This is a genomic window from Companilactobacillus kimchiensis (genome assembly GCF_001438805.1).
GTDB classification, from domain to species: Bacteria; Bacillota; Bacilli; order Lactobacillales; family Lactobacillaceae; genus Companilactobacillus; species Companilactobacillus kimchiensis.
In genome coordinates, this window is sequence record NZ_JQCF01000030.1 from 1 (window position 1) to 19,856 (window position 19,856).

General features: G+C 35.1%; 20 protein-coding genes. 6 read left to right on the forward strand and 14 right to left on the reverse strand.

Going from position 1 to position 19,856, the window contains the following annotated elements; translation table 11 throughout:
• The first annotated feature begins 604 nt into the window (after window positions 1–604).
• Both IV57_RS11050 and IV57_RS11055 read left to right on the forward strand, forming a co-directional pair.
• Window positions 605–1,078 (forward strand): nucleoside 2-deoxyribosyltransferase, encoded by a 474-nt coding sequence (locus IV57_RS11050; RefSeq protein ID WP_057881583.1) that lies wholly within the window; start codon window positions 605–607, stop codon window positions 1,076–1,078.
• 184 nt (window positions 1,079–1,262) lie between these two features.
• Complete coding sequence (locus IV57_RS11055) at window positions 1,263–2,060, forward strand: RlpA-like double-psi beta-barrel domain-containing protein (RefSeq protein WP_057881584.1); 798 nt, start codon at window positions 1,263–1,265, stop codon at window positions 2,058–2,060.
• 47 nt (window positions 2,061–2,107) lie between these two features.
• Here IV57_RS11055 and IV57_RS11060 read toward each other — a convergent pair whose 3' ends face one another.
• From IV57_RS11060 to IV57_RS11090, 7 genes are all read right to left on the reverse strand, one after another.
• Entirely contained in the window at window positions 2,108–2,281 is a 174-nt protein-coding gene (locus IV57_RS11060; RefSeq protein ID WP_157051953.1) for a hypothetical protein, read from the reverse strand.
• 116 nt (window positions 2,282–2,397) lie between these two features.
• Window positions 2,398–4,938, reverse strand: coding sequence for an isopeptide-forming domain-containing fimbrial protein (locus tag IV57_RS11065; RefSeq protein WP_057881586.1), 2,541 nt, complete (start codon window positions 4,936–4,938; stop codon window positions 2,398–2,400).
• Window positions 4,939–5,250: 312 nt separating this feature from the next.
• Window positions 5,251–5,808, reverse strand: a complete 558-nt coding sequence (locus IV57_RS11070) for a CPBP family glutamic-type intramembrane protease (RefSeq protein WP_162261224.1) — start codon at window positions 5,806–5,808, stop codon at window positions 5,251–5,253.
• Between the two features lie 203 nt (window positions 5,809–6,011).
• The gene (locus tag IV57_RS11075; protein WP_057881588.1) at window positions 6,012–6,761 is read right to left on the reverse strand and encodes a CPBP family intramembrane glutamic endopeptidase; all 750 of its coding nucleotides are present in this window, start codon (window positions 6,759–6,761) and stop codon (window positions 6,012–6,014) included.
• Window positions 6,762–7,731: 970 nt separating this feature from the next.
• Window positions 7,732–8,886, reverse strand: coding sequence for a hydroxymethylglutaryl-CoA synthase (locus IV57_RS11080; RefSeq protein WP_057881589.1), 1,155 nt, complete (start codon window positions 8,884–8,886; stop codon window positions 7,732–7,734).
• Window positions 8,883–10,127 carry a hydroxymethylglutaryl-CoA reductase, degradative gene (locus IV57_RS11085; RefSeq protein WP_057881590.1) on the reverse strand — a complete coding sequence of 415 codons (1,245 nt, stop codon included), beginning with the start codon at window positions 10,125–10,127 and terminating at the stop codon, window positions 8,883–8,885. The genes IV57_RS11080 and IV57_RS11085 overlap by 4 nt, the downstream gene beginning before the upstream one ends.
• The gene (locus IV57_RS11090; protein WP_338025676.1) at window positions 10,124–11,281 is read right to left on the reverse strand and encodes a thiolase family protein; all 1,158 of its coding nucleotides are present in this window, start codon (window positions 11,279–11,281) and stop codon (window positions 10,124–10,126) included. The genes IV57_RS11085 and IV57_RS11090 overlap by 4 nt, the downstream gene beginning before the upstream one ends.
• Window positions 11,282–11,373: 92 nt before the next feature.
• Between IV57_RS11090 and IV57_RS11095 the strand changes: the two genes are divergently transcribed.
• The gene (locus IV57_RS11095; RefSeq protein ID WP_057881591.1) at window positions 11,374–11,658 is read left to right on the forward strand and encodes a hypothetical protein; all 285 of its coding nucleotides are present in this window, start codon (window positions 11,374–11,376) and stop codon (window positions 11,656–11,658) included.
• On the opposite strand, the gene galU is transcribed toward IV57_RS11095, so the two are convergent.
• The 3 genes from galU to map are packed head-to-tail and all read right to left on the reverse strand — an operon-like array spanning window position 11,659 to window position 14,350.
• Window positions 11,659–12,579: a UTP--glucose-1-phosphate uridylyltransferase GalU gene (gene galU / locus IV57_RS11100; RefSeq protein ID WP_057881592.1), complete on the reverse strand. Its 921-nt coding sequence runs from the start codon at window positions 12,577–12,579 to the stop codon at window positions 11,659–11,661.
• Window positions 12,579–13,538, reverse strand: a complete 960-nt coding sequence (locus tag IV57_RS11105) for a YihY/virulence factor BrkB family protein (RefSeq protein WP_236704362.1) — start codon at window positions 13,536–13,538, stop codon at window positions 12,579–12,581. Before IV57_RS11105 ends, galU begins: the two co-directional genes overlap by 1 nt.
• Window positions 13,539–13,555: 17 nt before the next feature.
• Window positions 13,556–14,350, reverse strand: a complete 795-nt coding sequence (gene map, locus IV57_RS11110; RefSeq protein WP_057881594.1) for a type I methionyl aminopeptidase — start codon at window positions 14,348–14,350, stop codon at window positions 13,556–13,558.
• 129 nt (window positions 14,351–14,479) lie between these two features.
• On the opposite strand from map, the gene IV57_RS11115 reads away from it, so the two are divergent.
• Together IV57_RS11115 and IV57_RS11120 are read left to right on the forward strand one after the other, a co-directional pair.
• Window positions 14,480–14,935 (forward strand): flavodoxin, encoded by a 456-nt coding sequence (locus IV57_RS11115; protein WP_057881595.1) that lies wholly within the window; start codon window positions 14,480–14,482, stop codon window positions 14,933–14,935.
• Between the two features lie 2 nt (window positions 14,936–14,937).
• Complete coding sequence (locus IV57_RS11120; protein ID WP_057881596.1) at window positions 14,938–15,390, forward strand: GtrA family protein; 453 nt, start codon at window positions 14,938–14,940, stop codon at window positions 15,388–15,390.
• Between the two features lie 653 nt (window positions 15,391–16,043).
• On the opposite strand, the gene rplT is transcribed toward IV57_RS11120, so the two are convergent.
• The 4 genes from rplT to wecB form a co-directional block, all read right to left on the reverse strand.
• On the reverse strand, window positions 16,044–16,400 hold the full coding sequence (gene rplT / locus IV57_RS11125) for a 50S ribosomal protein L20 (RefSeq protein ID WP_057881597.1): 357 nt from the start codon (window positions 16,398–16,400) through the stop codon (window positions 16,044–16,046).
• A 46-nt stretch (window positions 16,401–16,446) separates the two neighbouring features.
• Entirely contained in the window at window positions 16,447–16,644 is a 198-nt protein-coding gene (rpmI, locus tag IV57_RS11130) for a 50S ribosomal protein L35 (RefSeq protein ID WP_025084493.1), read from the reverse strand.
• A gap of 14 nt (window positions 16,645–16,658) precedes the next feature.
• Complete coding sequence (gene infC, locus IV57_RS11135) at window positions 16,659–17,222, reverse strand: translation initiation factor IF-3 (RefSeq protein WP_083488968.1); 564 nt, start codon at window positions 17,220–17,222, stop codon at window positions 16,659–16,661.
• A 197-nt stretch (window positions 17,223–17,419) separates the two neighbouring features.
• The gene (wecB, locus tag IV57_RS11140; RefSeq protein ID WP_157051954.1) at window positions 17,420–18,562 is read right to left on the reverse strand and encodes a non-hydrolyzing UDP-N-acetylglucosamine 2-epimerase; all 1,143 of its coding nucleotides are present in this window, start codon (window positions 18,560–18,562) and stop codon (window positions 17,420–17,422) included.
• A gap of 406 nt (window positions 18,563–18,968) precedes the next feature.
• Between wecB and fba the strand changes: the two genes are divergently transcribed.
• On the forward strand, window positions 18,969–19,838 hold the full coding sequence (gene fba / locus IV57_RS11145) for a class II fructose-1,6-bisphosphate aldolase (protein WP_057881598.1): 870 nt from the start codon (window positions 18,969–18,971) through the stop codon (window positions 19,836–19,838).
• The last annotated feature ends 18 nt before the right edge of the window (window positions 19,839–19,856 follow it).

Genomic DNA, 19,856 nt, shown 5'->3' on the forward strand with positions numbered 1-19,856 from the left:
CCACACTTGGTAAAGAACCAAAATACGATTACTAATGCCTGTTTGTTTTGAGCGGAAAGAACTATGTTATGTTCCACGTTTATGATGCATATTTAAATTCAAAACCAGTTATGTGCTAAACTCTTTTTATTTATCTACTTATATGTAGAAACAAAAAACCATAACAAGGGGTGTTATGGTTTTTTAACGTTATATTGTTGTTATATATGTTGGATTAATCAATACTTGTACTCGAAGGGTAAGCTTAATTAATCATCTCATATGATTTTATAGGGGGTTATAGGATCCAAAGTCGTAATATCCTCAAAATACCCTTCACTTGTTGATAGCCCTAAAGAACACAATAAAGCGACCGTCCCCAGAATTACTAATATTGCTATTTCATAACTCTATTGGGTCTAAATCTTCTCGCTAAGCAAAGGTTTATTACTCCTTGAATCTTATAGACATATTGTATAGCCACATCTTATATAATGTTTATCTTGATTGGTAAAATTTTCTATCAAAAATTGGAATAATTTCTTATTTAAGTAATGTTATATCCTATATCTAGATTAAGCATGATAAAATATTACAGAACAAATAATAAAATGAGGTATTTGAAATGAAAATCTATTTTGCCAATGGTTTATTCGCTTTAGCTGATCGTATGTTTAACGAAGTCGTAGTCGATAAGATCAGAAAGATGGACAGCAGTATCGAAGTCTATCTTCCCCAAGAAAATGGTGACATCAACGATAAAATGAACTATGCCGACTCTATCAAAATCGCACAAGAAGACAACAAAGAACTGCTTTCTTCAGATTTAGTCGTCGCTATTTTGGATGGTGACACAATGGACGATGGTGTGGCTTCTGAAATTGGAGTTGCCTTTGGTAAAGAAATACCTATTATTGGGGTCTATACTGACCTTCGTCAACATGGTTTTGAAAACCCTGCAAAGCTTGAGGCCGTAAAAGGAATCGGTGAAAATCCTTTCTCATATATCAACAACTATACAATTGGTTTGATCAAGATGAATGGTTTGATGGTCAACAACTTAGATGACATGTTAAGTGGAATAAAGAAATATATTTAAAATTATTTTGTATTTTTTGATATAATTATATTTCAGTTCGGTTACATTGACTTTACAGTTCAGTTATAACTAATTTACAGTTAAGTTATATTCAACATTTCCCCTGCCAGACGTTATATGCTATTTCTTGTCGAGAAATTTAGTAACACAATATACGTTTTTAATTCGGGGGAATCCTTTTAATATGAAGATCAAAAATTTTGTAGCATCTATTTTAACAGTAACAACACTAGCAATCATCGGAGTAAGTGCTCAAGCACAAACTGTTGATGCTGCTACAGTTTCGATGGCAGCTACTAGCGGCGTCGTTTATGTTACAAATGCGAATGGAGCACAAGTTTATTCAGCACCTGATGACCAAGGTAACATGGGTAATACTGGTAACAGATTAGCTAATAAGACTGGTTGGGCAATCAACAAGTCTGCTAATGTCGGTGGTGCCATGTATTACCAAGTTGGTACTAACGCTTGGGTCGCTGCAACTGATACTTCAAATGAAGCACCTGCTGTTGCCTTAGATAAAGACATGTATGTAAAAGCTAATGGTGGTGTAAATGTTTATGACGCCCCTAACGGTAACTATACTGGTTCCGTTAATGGTGGTGGTATGATCCACGTTTACGAAAGCAAAACTGATGCTAATGGTACTACTTGGTATGATGTTGGTATGAACCGTTGGGTAAAGGGCGATTATATCTCAGCTGACAATGTTAAAGAAACATTGACAATGTCTGCTACAGCTTATGATCCAACTGTTTTAGGTTCAGACATGGGTTACAGTGGTGTTGCCGCTAACCTATCAAAATTCCCTAAGGGAACACATTTAAGAATCACAGACGGTAACGGTAAGGTTTATGATCGAGTTGTTAATGATACAGGACTCTTTGCTTACAGCAATCCTAATCAATTAGATATTGCTATGCCTAATTCAGAGGCATTACAATTTGGTCGTCAAAACATTACTGTTCAAGTTCTTGGTTAATTTAAAATCAAATAGAGATAAATAAAAGGATTGAATCTGTGAGGGATTCAATCCTTTTTTGTATGGTTTGTTTTTTGTTCTTCCTTATCTTCAATTTCAAAAACATAGTGAAATAGAAATACCATGCCAATAACAAAAGCTGTTACTGAAACAATGGGACCGGCCGTAACCATTAAATACAAATCTAGAACGATAATTGGTATAATCAAAATTTTTCTCATAATCACTTTGCTCACCTTCAGAGCTACATTGAAATACAAATCATTTTGTATTTATCAAAAGGTTAATCCTTATCGATTAATTCATAAAATATTTATAACCCAATTCACCAGATTGTCTATTGCACAGAGTCAACCATGGTCCAAGTTAGTTTCCCATTATAAGCACCAGCTTTGGCTCTAGCATCAACCTTCAATTGCCAATCATTGACTCCAACTAAATCAGTCAAGTTTACTAAATCCTGATGACCAGAGAATTCTTCACTTTGAATTGAGGTTCCTACTTTTAATAACGGCTTCCATTCACCAACTTTATTGTCCTTTGATTTTTGTTTAATAAAAATCAAGCCCGTATCATCGGTTGGCAACGTATCACCGGTAGCCGTTTGTATTTTCTTCCGGTTATCATCATTATCATACGAAACATTGACCCGAAAATTATTCGCCGCTGGATGTCTAACAATTAATTCGCCATCTGTACTGATATTCTTTAATAATTTTGTTTTCCCATACATATTAGATTGACCAAAATCAATTTTATCAGGTACTGAAACGAACCCATCGACATTTTCAGTATCAACTTCAGCTCCATTAGTTAATGCATCACCCACCATTTGCCCATTACTTTTGTTAGCACCCGTCAGTTTAGCCATATTGATGACCTGCCCTGCAATGGGCGAAGTAACTTTGGCTTTAAATTCAATGGTTTCGGTCTCACCTTGTTTAATTTCAGCTAAAGTCGTATTCGGTGTTGTAGTTTGGCTGATTTTACCATCAGGTGTTGTAATAACAACAGGATCATTAGTCAACTCAACCCCTTCAGGTAAATTATCAGTTATTTGTGCACCACTTAATAGATAATTCTTACTATAGCCAACATTATAGGAAATTTTATATTCAACAATATTATCTTGTTTAGCAGCAACCTTATTCATATAGGCACTATTTTTATCTGTAGTAAGGTTTCTTACCTGCTTTGTAAAATTTGGTTCATAATCGGAAGCTTCAATGGGAATGCTTGAACTATCAGTGAATTTTTTATCCTCCGATTTAGAATCTTCGGCACTGTTGTCTATCCCAGTAAATTCCCCTTTATTGGTTATGCTGCTATTATTATCTAAATTCTTAACTGCATCATTAGTTATGTTAGCTTCAAACGTCACTGTTGCTGACTGTCCATCTTTTAATGACCTATTGGTTGGTACCGTCAATGTTTTCGTATCGTCATTATAATCGGTCATTGAAATGACCTTATCGGTTCGATCATCATCCGAAATTCTGATTGTCGTCGGATCAATTTGTAAACCAGATGGCATCTTATCCACAAGTTTTTTATAGAGCCAACTCGACTTCATCCCACTATTGTTTGCCTTAAGAGTGAATTTAAGCCGATCTCCGATATGATTTTTGCCATCTTGACTAGTTTCATTAGTATAAGTTTTTTTAACGTAGGGAACTGCATACCCACTGGCAGTTACGCCCATCGTCGAAACATAATGGGATGTTTGACCACTAGCCAAGTCGGTATGACCCCAGCTTAAAATATATGAGGTATCGGTACTATCAATCAATTGCTGACCATAACGAAAATTATATTGCTCATCACCATTACCATTTAGATCTCCATTGTCAAATCCTTTAACCCAATTGTTAGCATTATCCTCGTGGTAATTAATATTATAATCTTCATCATCGTTTGAATCGTATCCATCAAAATTATAATCTTGTGCCTTATAGTGCTTAAATCCATCAGGTACATTATTGGAAACCATTAATTGATATTTACCTTGGTAATCCTGGATATATAAACCTTGTTTTTCATCCAAATCATAAATAGGTATTCCGTCATTGGTTCCAAGCATTGTGTCCTCACCAAATAGAACATTGAGTTCCTGATTATCACCTGATGAATTATGTAAATAGAGTTCCCTTTGAACAACCGCTGAATTATTTGGTGATGGTCGCAATAATATTTCTGCGGTTAAATTATAATTACCATTATTTATTTTATTCCAGATCTTATGCTTATCCTGCCTATAAAACGGTTTTCTAACAAAATCACCAACAATTTTAAAAGTTTTATTATTGTTTGAATCAAATCCAACGTAATATTTTTTGTTTGTCATCTGCGATAATAACGAAAAATCTAGAGTATTAATTCTCGAACGAGAATTAGGTGGCGCAATCAAAAAATCAGGTGATGTTCTAGAAACAGAATCTTGAGCCAAAGTATCTCGAACATCGCTATCGGAATAATTATCCTGATAAGTTGAACCGATAGCGATGTTATTGTCATTTAGAAAAACATTTATTTTAGATCGGAACATATTATTATAATCAACTCCGTCATCACCAGCACCATATTCATCCGGTTTTGGATTGTATGAATCCTTTGTGATTGTCGAATCTCCCCCATTAGTAACCCGTCCATAATGGTCCCGTGCCAATCCAAAGGTATAGCCTAATTTCTTACCACCACCAATATCAAGATAACCAACTTGACTACGATCAGCTTGAGTCCAATTCTCGATGCCATCATCAATCCCACCAATACTTTGTTGATTTTGAGCTTCAACTGTTTGAGTTGCCGAACAAACCAAGTTAAAAGTCACTAAAAATATTCCCTCTATAAATAATCTTACATATCTTTTGAAAATCATCCTAAGCCCCCTGAAACAGAATATCCTGTATAAAAAATATTATTAAAATTATATATAAAATAGTTTAGGGTTATATTTCAAAAGCGATAAAATAATTTATGTAAATTAGAACTTGAAAATTATCATAAAAGTTGATTTATTTTATACTGAAAAATGAACATTTTAAACAATTATTTATCCAATAAAAAGAATATTTTTTTAAATGCAAACGTTATACACTAAAAATCAGTAAAAAAATAAACTAACTTAAATTTAAGTTAGTTTATTTTTTTACTGATTTGTTGGCACTATGGCAACCTTTGAAATCCATTTCTAAAAAATAAGTGATAAAAAAGCCAAAACATTCATTAATCCATGAAGAATAATTGCATATGTCAAGTTCTCATGACTACGTTCATAAATAATTCCAAAGAAGATTAGATCACCATAACTAAGTATTGAAAGATCAGTAATATCTTTTAGATTATCCATATGAAATAACATAAAAACAATGGTCGCAATAATTATTGCAATTATACTGGCCCAAACTGGCTTAACTTTTAAATTCAATAGACCTTTTTTGAGCAGTCGTTGAATAAAATATTGCATGATAATTTCTTCCATAATTGGTCCAAAAACAATCATCACCAGTACCATAGCAATCATGTTATAGGGTTCTAACTGTGTAACCTTTTCTAATCCACTTTGATTAGTTGAACTAGCTGTAAAAATATTTCCAAGAACTAACGCCGTGATTGTCGTTAATACAAAGTAAATTGGAATCAACCATAATTGTCTTTTACGTTTTCGGATTGTCATGAAATCACTTTTAAAGTTATCCTTTAATAAAAATAAACTTATCACAGCTGGCAATCCTGCTAGTAATGCCACCGTTAAAACTCCTGGATTTTTAGACATAAATTCACTTAAAATTTCTGCTCCAAAATCACTAACGAATATATAGAAAACAATCGCCAATAACAATCCGTATAATCTTTTTCCCTTTAAACTCACCTGATAAGAATCCCTCTTTAACGGTATTCCTATGATTATACGCTAATTATTCATTATGTTATAAAAAAACAGAGCCTTGGTTAATTGCCAAAGGTCCCATTATATTTGTTCTTCAAAACTAACCAATTAAAGGCAGCCGCTATCAGAACTACCATCACCAATAAAAACATATTCAGAAAATCAATTGACACACTTGTTAAGTTTGAAGCACTAAACAAGCCGCCTAACAAATCAACCAAAAAATGTAAAACCATCGCATACAAAATATTTTTAGTAGCCAGATAAATAATGGCAAAGATTGTCCCCAAACAGAATGCATAGATAACTTGAATAACAGTTTGATCAAAAGCTTGATTGTTACTAATAATATTTAAAAGATGTGCCAGTGCAAAAACAATCGAGCTCAAATAAATTTCTAAATATAATCTATTTTTAGAATAATAAAAAATATTACCAATTAGAAAAATTGCCACAACCCGAAATATTGTTTCTTCAGAAATTCCCGTTCTCAAACACGAGATTATAATCATGCCTAGATGAGGAATATTTTGAGATAAATAACCAACGTCATGATTCAACAGCAATGCGACTATCAATCCTACTCCAATACCACTAAATCCCAATTTGAGATTTTTTTTACCAAATAATTCAACTTTATAAAAATATCCCATAAAAACTAACAAAGCGATTCCAACAATACTTCCTTGCAAGATAGTATAATCATTCATTTTGAAAACTATCTGACCTAAGAATCCGCCAATAACACTAAATACAATATAGATCAGCAACGTATATAAAAATGACTTAAAAATAGAAACTCTTTTCTTCATCTGCTCTCTCCCTTATCTTTATAAGGATAGCACTAAGAAAAACTTCTAGGTACAAAAAAAGAGCCCCTGCTGTGAGGGACCCCTTTTAGTAGATATGCGTGGTAAGATGAAATTTACTGCAGTTTCATCAACGTTAAAATGAATCTAAACTTTAAATGAATCTTACTACTGAAAAACATATCGTACTATGTAAATATGTAATACTCGTTCAACTAATGGATCCTAGCGAAACATGTATTGAGTTTGCGCGACTAATTATTTAATTAGGTCGATCTTATGTTAACTTTTGTCGCTAGTTCCAAGAATGTCGTTGAACTGTACAGACTCTAAACTTTCCTTTGCTTTGGTACTAATCCTACCATTAGAGATAAAACTTTCATAAATCAAAATCTTTTTAGGGCTACAGTTCCTGACACTTCATCTTTACCACATCTATAATATAGCATCATCAGTAAGCGTTTACAATATTTAACTCTCAAATTTTAAATTTTTTTTTAGTAGCAAAATATGCGCAATTTCTTAGTATTAAAGCATGCTCTTATCCATTTTTAAGACACTAAAAAAGGATTCTCACTCATGGAGAATCCCTAGTTAGATATAAGTGGTAAGATGAAATTTATTGCAGTTTCATCAACGTTAGAATGAATCTAAACTCTAAATGAATCTTACTACTTGAAAAACATACCTTACTATATGAATATGTATATTTCGTTCAACTAAAGGATCCTAGCGAAATATGTATTGAGATTTTGTGCGACTACCTAAACTTGTCGATCTTATGTTAACTTTTATCGCTAGTTCCTAAAATGCCGTTGAACCATAATCTAAATTTAATTTGCTCTCTACTAATCCTACCATCTCCTAGAAACGATAAAACTTTCTTAATCAAAATTCTTATGGAATACGGTTCCTGACATTCCATCCTTACCACGTCTATAATATATCATTGATTGTAAGCGTTTGCAACACTCTATTTTGATTTTTTATAAAGACGTTCGTTTTCCTTGATTTCACTCAAATAGAATTTTGCATCAACCTTTGCTGAATCAACGATTGTCCCATCTTGATACTCAATTTGATACAGCTTCTCATACTCAGATATACTCAATTTTTGACGATCATCAAGCATTTTGAGCAATGAAGCTTTATCGATCACATCTTCAAACCCTGGTTGAATCTCACCACTATACAATTCTCCAACTGCACCCGAACCATAACTAAACAGCAGCATCTTTTCGCCCGCTTGAGCACCATTGACTAAATAAGATAATAGGCCCAAATAAAGTGATCCTGTATATAAATTACCCACAGCTCGACTAAATTTGATGCTCTCTTGATAATGGTCTGTTAATTCAGCATACTTTTCATCCGAAACAGTCCCCTCCAGAGTTCTCAAAGCCTTAGTTCCCATCTTCGTATAGGGAATATGGAATAGCATTGTTGAGAAATCGTTGGCCGTTACATCATATTTAGTTTGATATTTTTCCCAAAGTGTCTTAAAAAAATCCACATAGATTTCATTTGAGAATTTTCCGCGAGCAAAAGCCGTCTTAGAAAAAGTAGGACGCCAGAAATCACCGACATTACGAGTTTTATAAACTGATTTGTGATCTAGCTTTAACACCCGAGGATCTTGACTGATCAACATCGCTACCGAACCAGCACCTTGTGTCACTTCACCTGGAGTTTTAATACCGTAACGGGCAATATCGCTAGCAATTACCAAGGCCTTTTTCCCAGGATTGTTACTGATAAAATCATACGCCGTCTGCAGTCCAGCTGTGGCTCCGAAACAGGCTTGCTTGATTTCAAAAGCCCGAATATCTTCTGGTAAATCTAACAGATCCATCAAAAAGGCTGCAGTAGATTTAGATTCATCAACACTGCTTTCAGTTCCAACAATCAACAAACCCAAATCTTTCTTATCAGCTGCCGTTAAAATAGTATCGGCAGAACTGGCAGCCATCGTCACAGCGTCCTGATAAGGTTGTGGTACGGCCTGTTTATCCTGACCGATACCAATGGTAAATTTATCAGGATCAACGTTTCTGGCCTTAGCCAATTCAACAATATCAATATAATCTTTAGGAACATAAAAACCTATCTTATCAATACCTATCTTCATAATTTACTTCTCAACTCCAATAAAATATTTTGTGCATTTTCAATTGTATAATTTTTAGTTTGATTTAATTTCTGAGCAACCTGTGTAATTTCGGTACCCGTAGCACCTGCTGAAATAGCTAATGATTTACTCTGTAAGCCCATATGACCAGCCTGAATCCCCGTCGTTACTAAAGCTCGTAAAGCTGATAGGTTATTAGCCAAACCAACCGCACCAATGACTGATTGTAGTTGTTTGCTATTTTGAATCTTCATGATGGTCAAACTAAGTTGAGCCATTGGTAAAGCTTTGATAGCTCCACCTACACTGCCAATTTCAATTGGCATTTTTAACGTTCCAACTAGTTTATTATCAGCCAAATGCCATTCGCTAAAGGGCTGATACTGCCCCGATTCAAAAGCGAAACTGTGTGCTGCTGCTTCTTGAGCCCGAAAATCATTTCCAGTAGCTAAAAGGACGGCATCTACACCATTCATAATACCTTTATTATGCGTAATAGCCCGCTTAACTGATTCTTTGGCGAAGGTCGATAGTTTAACAATCCTCTTCGCAACCTCAGCTCCAGCCATCGTTTTAGTCTGTAACTGATCAAAATCAACTACCGCTTCCACAGTAATCACTTGACCTTGACCACTATTCGATAAAATACTGCACAGTACATCCCCAGTCACAAATTTTGAAATCATCTGCGAAGTCTGTTCCAAAATTGTATTGACCAGATTAGCACCCATTGCATCAACAGTATCAATCCCTAGCTCTATTTCAAAAAAATCAGCGTAATGATTGAAGGTCAAAGAAACTACCCCACCACCACGTTTGATCAAACTAGGATGAGCTTTTTGAGCAAAAGCAAAGATTTCTGAACTATGTTGTTCCAACTTCAGAATGGCTAATTCACTCAAATTTTCTAAAACTATCTGTCCATAAACTACTCGTGAACTAGGAAAAGTTTTAAAGCCACCACTGTTCTTGATACGTTTGGCAGCATTTGAAGCCGCTGCAATTACTGATGGTTCTTCAGTTACCATTGGTATTAAATAATCTATGCCATCGACCAAAAAATCAGTTGCAAAACCATACGGTAAACTAAAACTTCCGATTTGGTTTTCACTTAAACTATCGGCCAAATCAGTTGAAATTGTCTTCCGACTTTTTAATAATTCTGCCTGCTTGGAATTAATATAATCACCATCAAGTAGCAGTTTTATTCTCTGTTCATCAGTCATTTCATAGATTTTCATCTGAGTTTAATACCCATAGCCATGGCCATCCCACCGCCAATACATAGTGAGGCTAATCCAGACTCTTTTCCTTCTTGTTGTAGCGAATTAATCAAGGTGACGATCATCCGTGTTCCAGTGGCACCCAATGGATGTCCTAGTGCAATTGCTCCACCGTAAATATTTAATTTAGCTGTTGGTATTTTAAGGTCGCGACTAACTGCCACTGCTTGTGAGGCAAAAGCTTCATTAACTTCAAATAAGTCGTAATCAGCTAAATTAGTTTTGTAACGGTCAAAATATTTATTGATTGCATAATAAGGAGCATAGCCCATATAATCAGGATCAATTCCAATCTCAGTATAACCGGTCACTTCGGCGACAAAATTGAGTCCTAATTCCTTAGCCCGACTTTCTCGCATCAAAATCAAAGCAGCTGCTCCATCATTGATTGGTGAAGAGTTTCCAGCAGTAACAGTACCCTTCTTATCAAAAACAGTTCGCAACTGACCCATTTGTTCCAAAGTGGTTGTTGGTCTAATCGATTGGTCAGTAGTAATTTGTTCTTCGTTAACTTCAATCGGTAAAATTTCATGAGCCATCTTAGCTTTGGCGTTGTGAGCTTTTTGATGAGAGTTATAAGCAAATTCATCTTGTTGCAGTCGTGTAACTTGATACTTTCTGGCAACATTTTCAGCCGTGATTCCCATAGGTAAATGATTAAAAGCATCATTTAGACCATCATTGAATAAGGTATCTGATAACTTAGGACTAACTTCCATTTTGCCAGTTCTGGGTGCATAGAAAGGCGCATTAGACATGCTTTCCACTCCACCGGCAACGACAATTTCAGCATTGCCCATAGTAATGGCAGAGATTCCCTCATAAATAGCCTTCATCCCTGATCCACAAACCTGATTAACTGTCATGGCAGTGGCATCAACTCGGCCACCAACATTTAATTCAATTTGTCTGGCAGTGTTTTGACCCATACCGGTCTGGTAAACATTTCCGAAAATGAATTGATCAATTATCTTGGGATCGATATGATTGTTTTGAAGCAACTCCGATACCAATTTGGTTCCGAGTTGAATGGCGCTTAATTCAGCAAATTGGCCTCTAAATTTACCAATTGCGGTTCTTTTTGCATCTATAATTACGATTGGATCCATCATTTATGTGTCCCTTCAAACTTGGTAGAATATCCTTAAGCCTTAATCATAATTTAATTCCAGAATAAAAACAAATGAAATGGCGGTAATTTCTTATGCGTACTATTGATTTAATCTTATTACTAAATGATTTTAAAAAGAATAATCGAGTCTTTGTCGAATTAAAAGATCAAAAAATTGCCGTCGTCGATCTGAAAGTTGTCGATGACGAAATCATTTTGCAAACATCGAATAAATTACATGGTCTTAAAAACTGGGAATTCTTACTCTTGCTTAATAAAAAGCCCTATTATGAAATGCCCGTTTTCTACGATACTAAAAACAGCCACCAACAACTCTTCGGTTTCAGAGTTGCTAATGACTGTCTATTACTTGGTTAATTATTTAGTAGTTTTTTTGTTGTTATTAGTAGATTTATCTTCTGTTTCAAGTTTCTTAGCAAGATCAACAATATAACTCTTTAATTCATCCTTAACTTCAGGGTGAGTCAAACCATATTCAATGTTTGTCTTAACATAACCAAACTTGTTACCGACATCATATCTTTGACCTTTGAATTCATGAGCGAAGACGCGTTGAGTCTTGTTCATACGATCAATTGCATCTGTTAATTGAATTTCGTTTCCAGCACCAGGTTTTTGAGTTGCAAGCAAGTCAAAAATTTCAGGTGTTAACAAGTAACGACCAATGATAGCTAGATTACTAGGGGCATCTTCAACCTTAGGTTTTTCAACAAACTTTCTAACGTTGTATAAGCCAGGTTCATTTTCACCTTCAGGATCAATGACACCATACTTAGAAACATCCTTTTCAGGAACCTTCATAACAGCAATTGTTGAAGCATGAGTTTTCTCATAATCTTCGATCAATTGTTTTGTCAAAGGAACCTTATCCTTCATCAAATCATCGCCCAACATAACGATAAATGGTTCATCACCGATGAATGATCTAGCTTGAGAAACTGCATCACCTAAACCATTTGGATGAGCTTGACGGCTGTAGTACAAATTAACACCCAAGTTAGTCGTATCTTGAACGACTTTTAAAAGTTCAGTTTTATTCTTAGAAGCAAGGTTTTGTTCCAATTCAGGTACAGAATCAAAATGATCTTCGATCGAGCGTTTGTTCTTACCAGTAATAATCAAAATATCTTCAATACCAGAAGCCTTAGCTTCCTCAACGATAAATTGAATAGTTGGTTTATCAACAATTGGTAACATTTCCTTTGCCAAAGCCTTAGTTGCTGGCAAAAATCTTGTTCCTAATCCTGCTGCTGGTATAATTGCTTTTCTAACTTTCATTAATTATTCTCCTTTTCATGCGACTGCAAATAACTGGTTAATCTACCTGTACTTATTCTTAGAAATGGTCCACCAAACGACTCCGCAAAACCGACATTGATGGCATTTCCAAATAAAAAGATTGTCACTGACATATTCACCCATAACAAAAACACTATAATGGCACCAATTGCACCATAATTATCCCATGAAGATCCGAAATATTTCAAATAATATGAGAACAACTGTGACAAACCTAAAACACCAATACTGGTGATGATAGTTCCGGTTATAATGTAATAAAATTTCAGATGAATATTGGGTAAAAAATAAAATAAAGCAAACATGATCAAAAACATTATAACAATTGCAAAGGGCCATTTCCATCTTGTAAATTCATCTAAGAGCCGGGAATTTATTCTCAGCACGGGAATCAGCCAGTTTAGAAATAATTGTCCAAAGGTAAAAGTCACAATTGCGGCTACACCGATAACCAATAACATCAATGTTGTTACAAAAGCCAAACCTCGACGAATAATATAATTGAGAAATGTTTTTTCAACAAATAGACTATTAATATCTAAACCATAAGCTTCATTCATCGTCATTTGCGCAATATTTAAACCACGCGAAATAGCCCAAAGTGATACCACAATACCTGCTGACAAGACACCCCTGTTTGAATTAGACAAAACCTTAATAATTGTCGGCAATAAATAATGATGTAAATCATCCGGCAAAATAAATTCAATATAACTTATTACAGTTGGTTTATCTAAATGCAACAATGGAATCAAATTTCCGACGATAATTACCGCTGGAAAAAGCGACAACAGGATATAATACGTGATTGCCTTTGATGCCATAGGTATGTTTGAGTCAGTCACTGCCTGCGCAACACATTTAATAAAACCAACCAACTTATCTTTCTTAGAGATCGGCTGTTTAAATAATGGCACCTGCTGTTTATTTTCTTCCACTATTCACACACCATTAACTACAGTAAGTATTTAGCATCAAATTCAGGATCTTGTGATGTCAAAATTTTAGGACCATCTTTGGTGATAGCAAGTGTGTGTTCATATTGAGCAGAATTGGTACCATCGGCAGAAACAAAGTATTCCCAACCATCAGCTTTGACAAATTTATCTTTGATCTCCCAAGTTCCCAGGTTGACCATAGGTTCAATTGTAATCGTCATACCTTCACGTAACCTTAAACCTTGACCAGGTTCACCATAATGTGGCACATTTGGAGCTTCGTGCATTGTTGGTTGAATACCATGTCCAATCAAATCACGCACATCACCCATGTGATTTTCATCTTCAACATAATGTTGAATAGCATAACCGATATCACCCAAACGATTACCGATCACAGCTTGGTCGATTCCTAAATAAAGTGCTTTATGAGTAACGTCCATTAATTTTTGATCTTCAGCAGACAATTCTCCGACAGCATATGTCCAGCAAGAATCACTTTCGTAACCGTTTAAGTTAACAGTCATATCAACTTTTAAAACGTCGCCATTCTTTAAAATAAGACCCTTACGGGGAATCCCATGAGCAACCTCATCATTAACACAAACACAAGTTGCATATTTGTAGCCTTCAAAGCCCTTTTCTGATGGACGACCACCATGTGAAACGATATAGTCGTTGGCAAAGTTTTCAATTTCCATAGATGAAATTCCAGGTTTGATAATATCACGCAAACCAATGTGGGTATTAGCAAGCAATTCTCCGGACTTTCTCATTCCTTCTAGTTCTCTTGCAGATTTTAATGTAATCACTTTTTACATGTCCCTTCAAAAATGTGTTAATTTTATTATAACATTCTCATAGATATGGAATTAGATGGTGGCTAATATTAATTTTTGCTATAATATCTCAAGATATAAAAAATGAGGCGACAATTTAATATGACAAAAGTAAAAATCGTATATGCCAGCATTACTGGTAATGACGAAGATATGGCATACGTTTTAACAGAAAAATTTGAAGATCTCGGTTGTGAAGTCGAAATGAGCGAAGTTTCTCAAACCGATGCGGCCGATTTTGAAGATACCGATATTTGTGTAATTGCTAGTTACACTTACGACCAAGGAATCGTTCCTGATGAAGCCTTAGACTTTTTTGACGATATGCATGATTTAGATTTGAGCGGTAAAATTTACGGAACTTGTGGTTCCGGAGATCGTTTCTATGAAGATTTTTGTCGTGCCGTTGATGAGTTTGCTAAAGCTTTCGAAGAAGTGGGCGCAACTAAAGGATCAGATTCCGTTCGTGTCGAGCTCAGTCCTGAACAAGCTGATATCGATCATCTGGATCATTTTGCTGAAGAAATTTATAAAAAGGCCCAAGAAATGGATCTTTAATTATGGACTTTATTAAAAAATATCGTAATTTCTTTGTCTATTGTTTGTTTGGCTTTTTAGCATCCCTAATAAACATTGGAATTTTTGATTTCTCACATAATTATTTTCATATTCCCTTGTGGATAGCTAATACCATTGCTTGGTTTATTTCGAATTTCTTTTCCTTCTTCGTCACTAAACTCTACGTTTTCAAATCAGAAATGGAAAATCTCAAAAAGCTCTTTCAAGAAGGTTCAATTTTTTTGATTTCACGAATCTTCTCCCTAATTTTTGACGATTTATTCATGATCGTCGCTGTTTTCATTTTTCCTTGGAACAACTTGATCATCAAAGCAGTTGACCAAGTCATTGTAGGAATCTTTAATTACTTCTCCTCGAAACTAATTTTCAATTACAAGAACCGTCACCTAATAGAACGATTTAAGAATTTAAAGGAAAATGGTTTAAAAAAGTAAATCCTCAAGTTCGATTAGAACGTAAGTTAACAGAGTTATTATTATGATGCCGCTCTCCGCAAGGAAGAAAAATTGGCTGGAACATAGCGGGCACAACTTGGAACCTATCATCAATGCACAAGGCATTGACAATAGTTTTCAAGCTTGGCCTTTAACTAATCCGGCAAGGTTCGCCGAATAAGTTAAACTTCGCTATTGAGCCATTTTTCTTCCTTGCTCCGAGCTAAGTTGCTATTTTCTATATTGTGTAATCTAAACTGTTTTAAGAGATATCAATTCGTTCAAATATTATATTAATAAAGCAAAATATCCCTAATTATCTGACACTATGATCAGTTAGTAGGGACATTTTTTAATTTAAGAATGTTATGTTCAACAAGAGTATTATAGTTCAAGTCATTTTTAATTAATAAATTAATCAAAGTGTTATTTAGTCTGGAGCAAGAATTGGGAATAGGCTCAGCTGCAAAATTATCCTTAGTCAGCGGTTTGTGGTTGGTTCGAAGTTGTGTCTGCAGCGTTCCAGCCTATTCCCGATTCTTGTGGAAGACGGAAAGTTAAGTATACTCTCGTTTTAATCAAACTTGAGTAAGAACAAAAAAATAGAGTTGTCAGATAACTGACAACTCTATTTTTTGTACATTCAATTAGTTTTAAGCCATAGCTTTTTTAGCTGTGTCTACTAATGCTGTAAATGTTTTAGGATCTTCGATAGCAATTTGTGCCATCATCTTACGGTTGATGTCAACGTTAGCTAACTTCAAACCGTGCATTAATTTACTGTAACTGATTTCGTTCATTCTTGCAGCAGCATTGATTCTGGCAATCCAGATCTTACGGAAATCACGTTTAACTTGGCGACGGTCACGGAATGCGTAACGGTATGAAACCATGATTTGTGTATGTGCAGCTTTGAAGGTAATGTGTTTTGAACCACGGTAACCTTTAGCTAATTTTAAAACCTTCTTACGACGTTTACGTGTAACTGTTCCACCTTTTACTCTAGGCATAATAAATTCTCCTTCTGATGATTAAAAATGACTAATTATTTAGGAATTAGTATGTAGCTAACATTTGCTTGATACGTTTCATATCACTTGAACTAACCATTCCTGGTTTAGCTAATTGGCGACGTTGTTTCTTTGTCTTACCGTGGAAACGGTGACTTGTATAAGCATGCATTCTTTTCCAACCACCATTAGCAGTCTTTTTGAAACGTTTTGCTGAAGCACGATGTGTCTTTTGTTTAGGCATAATAAACTCCTCAATTATTTTTTATTATCGATAGGATCTAACATAAGAAACATGCTACGTCCATCCATCTTAGGTCTTGTAGTAACAGTAGCGATATCTTTCAATTCCACTGCCGCTCTATCAAGGACCTTTTTACCAATCTCTTTATGAGTAATGGCTCTACCCCGGAAACGGAGTGAAACCTTAACTTTATCACCCTTAGCAAGAAACTTACGGGCGTTGTTGAGCTTAGTATTAAAATCATTGTCTTCAATAGTAGGACTTAGACGGACTTCTTTAACATTAAAAGTCTTTTGCTTCTTACGAGCTTCACGATCCTTCTTTTGAAGATCAAACTTATATTTACCATAGTCCATGATTTTAGCAACTGCTGGTTTAGCATTTGGTGACATCAAGACTAAATCCATGTTAGCAGTTTGGGCTAAACTTTTAGCTTCTGCTAATGGCTTAACACCAAGTTGATCACCGTTATCAGAAATCAAACGTACTTCTTTAGCACGTATGTCATCATTGATTATTAATTCTTTTGCGATATGTATACACCTCCTGAAATTTTGGAACAAAAAAAGTGGCCGCATATTGCGCCCACTGATTGTTTAGTAAATATTCATCATACTTACATAATCGTATTAACCCAGCGGCATATAAATCTGATACATTGCATAGGTGAGAAGCGGGCGCTTCTGCTTTATCTCGTAATTAATATTACTAAACGAATCTTATTTTGTCAATGTACTTACTCATTTTTGATTATTTCTGTTAAATTAATTACTTTTTATTCAAATTCATTCGGACGATCAGTCGTCTGCTTGAAGTAGTAACTAATGGAATCAAGGATTCGATCGGATGCTTTACCATCACCATAAGGATTTTTGGCATTAGCCATTCGCTCATATTCTGCTTTGTCAGTGATCAAACGAGTCATTTCTTTTTCAACCACGGCAGCATCAGTTCCAACTAATTTCAAAGTACCAGCTGCAACACCTTCGGGACGTTCAGTTGTATCACGTAAAACAAGCACTGGTTTACCTAGTGATGGAGCTTCTTCTTGTACACCACCAGAATCGGTCATAATAAAGTAACTTCTTGAAGCCAAATTGTGAAAATCAACAACGTCAAGTGGTTCGATCAAATGAACTCGTTCAACATCACCTAGGATATCTTTAGCAGTTTGTTGAACAACTGGATTCAAATGTACTGGATAAACCAATTCAATATCATCGTGCTTTTCAATAACCTTCTTCATTGCATTAAAGACTTGTTTCATTGGTTCACCTTGATTTTCACGACGGTGCATTGTAATCAAGATCATCTTCTTATTAGGATCAATAACATCCATAATATCATGATGATAATCTTTATGAACTGTACTTCTCAAAGCATCAATCGCTGTATTACCAGTGACAAAGATGTTTTCACCATGATGATTTTCTTTTAATAGGTTGGCTTTGCTTTCACTAGTTGGTGCAAAGTAAACGTCAGTTAAATCATCGGTCATTTGACGATTCATTTCTTCTGGCCATGGAGAATACTTATTCCAAGTTCTCAGACCAGCTTCAACGTGACCAATTGCTGTTTGATGGTAGAAAGCTGATAAAGCAGCGCTAAAGGTCGTAGTTGTATCTCCATGTACTAGGACAATATCAGGTTTCTCTTTTTCGATAATGCCATCCAATTCTTTAAGCACTAAACCAGTGATTCCGCTCAAAGTTTGGCGTTCCTTCATAATGTTCAAATCATAATCAGGTTTGATATCAAAAATTTCCAAAACTGAATCCAACATTTCACGATGTTGTGCTGTGACTACTGTCACTGTATCGAAACGGTCACTGTTTTGTTTTAATTTCAAAACTAATGGAGCCATTTTAATTGCTTCTGGTCTTGTACCAAAAACAGTCATAACTTTAATTTTATCCAAAATTATCACCTCAACAAATTAATTCCAGTATATCAGAGATAACTTCATTAATATAGGTAGTTACGTTTGGTTTCTATTCTATTATTTTCAGAAAAAATATGGTTATAATAAGCTATTATGATAAATTTGACTGCGCTGATAATAGTCAGCATTTTAACAACCCTAATTGCTTTTTTCATTGTTATGGCACTTTACAATACGATAACTAAATCCCCTAGTAAGAAATACTGGTGGCAGATATTATTTTTCTTGTTAATTCTCTATTTGCTAGCGATTTACGCTTATTTTCATTTAAGATAAAGCGCTTACTGAAATAGTTTGTTAAAAAAAGTATTAATTTGTATCAGTTTGAGTTAAAATTATTACTGTATTCAAATAAATGAATGAAACTTTTGGAGGATTATCGATGGTTTTAACAAACGGTAACGAAATTTTCAACAACGCCCGTAAAGGCAAATACGCTGTTGGTGCATTTAACATCAACGACTTGGAATGGACACGTGCTATTTTAGCCGCTGCTCAAGAAACTAACACACCAGTATTGGTTCAAACATCAATGGGTGCTGCTAAGTATATGGGTGGATACGAATTATGTCTACACCTTGTACAAGACACAATCAAAGCTATGGGTATTACAGTTCCAGTTGTAATGCACTTGGATCACGGTAACTACGAAGCTGCTAAAGAATGTATCGAAGTTGGTTACAACTCAGTTATGTTCGATGGCCATGACTTACCATTCGACGAAAACCTTGAAAAGACTAAGGAAATCGTTAAATTAGCTCATGCTAAAGGTATCTCTGTTGAAGCTGAAGTTGGTTCAATTGGTGGTACTGAAGATGGTATTACTGGTGCCGGTGAATTAGCTGATGTTGAAGAAGCTAAGACTCTTAACGCTACTGGTGTTGATTACCTAGCTGTTGGTATTGGTAACATTCACGGTGTATACCCTGAAAACTGGCAAGGTTTGAACTTTGACCGTCTTGCAGAATTAGCTGCTGCTATTGATACACCACTTGTTCTTCATGGTGGTTCAGGTATCCCTAAGGAACAAATTGTTAAGGCTATCTCAATGGGTATTTCAAAGGTTAACGTTAATACTGAATTACAATTGTCATTTGCTAAAGCAACACGTGAATACATCGAAGCCGGACATGACCAAGATGTTAACGCTAAGGGTTACGACCCACGTAAATTGCTTGCACCTGGTACAAAGGCTATTACTGATACTACTAAAGAACGTATCGAATGGTTCAGTACTCCTTCAGTTAAATAATTTAATTGCTGATAATAA